Origin of the sequence: Bacillus sp. P14.5 (assembly GCF_003316765.1) — a bacterium.
Lineage (GTDB): Bacteria > Bacillota > Bacilli > Bacillales > Bacillaceae_B > Rossellomorea.
In genome coordinates, this window is the sequence record NZ_NIJF01000046.1 from 1 (window position 1) to 1,053 (window position 1,053).

Below are 1,053 nucleotides of genomic sequence, written 5' to 3' on the forward strand. Positions count from 1 at the left end.
ATTATCTTTGGATTTCCTCTGCTTAATGGTACGATTCTCCGCTTATCTTACCTCTATCTTTGGGTTTCGTTTAGTTAATGGTACGTTTCTCAGCTTATCTTACCATTATCTTTGAAGTTCCTCTGGTTGATGGTACGTTTCCCCGCTAATCTTGCCATTATCTTTGGGTTTCCTTTGGTTGATGGTACGTTTCTCGGTTAATCGTACCATTATCTTCGGGTTTCCCTTAGTTAATGGTATGTTTCTTGGCTAATCGTACCATTATCTTCGCATTCCCTCTGGTTAATGGTACGTTTCTCAGTTTATCTTACCATTATCTTCGGATTTCCTTTGGTTGATGGTACGTTTCTCGGCTAATCGTACCATTATCTTTGAGGTTCATTTGGTTGATGGTACGTTTCTCGGCTAATCGTACCATTATCTTCGGGTTTCTCTTAGTTAGTGGTATGTTTCTTGGCTAATCGTACCATTATCTTCGCATTCCCTCTGGTTGATGGTACGATTCCCCGCTAATCTTACCATTATCTTTTGTTTTCACTTAGTTAATGGTACGTTTCTCTCCATCCTCCAACAAAATCTTTTAGAATGTTTGATTTCAAGTTTGCCTACTGGTACAAAAAAACCACCAAGCCTAAGCTCAGTGGCCGATCATCCTGCCGAAGCAGAATATAGAGGAGAATTACAAGATGAATCAATGAAGAGATTGGTGAAGATCTCTTCTTGATTATCTATAAGTATGCCTGTCCCTCTCTTTTTATTCATGGAAAAGCAAATTTTTTTCAAACAAGCAGCTGGTTGGCTGGTTTGGCATAGACGCTGACTTTGTCTTCGTAGTTGCAGTACTCCCGGAAATGATCCATATCAAATGGGAAGAAAAGATTGAAGCTCTTTAGGATTGATAGATTATGGTCATACATTTCCTCGTAATCGGATTTAGTCGTATCGGTCTCGATTAAGGAGATGAGTGTCTGCAGACTTGAGATCACCTGGAAAGCTTCTTTTAATGTACCGTTATACCTCGTGTAATCCGTATCCGTATGTAATACTTCAAGT

The 1,053-nt window shown here is 39.4% G+C and carries 1 protein-coding gene; it reads right to left on the reverse strand.

The features are described from left to right. Positions 1-779: 779 nt before the first annotated feature. Positions 780-1,053, reverse strand: a 274-nt coding sequence (locus B9Z54_RS06385) for a DUF5365 family protein (RefSeq protein ID WP_162785113.1), incomplete at its 5' end; no start/stop codon positions are given.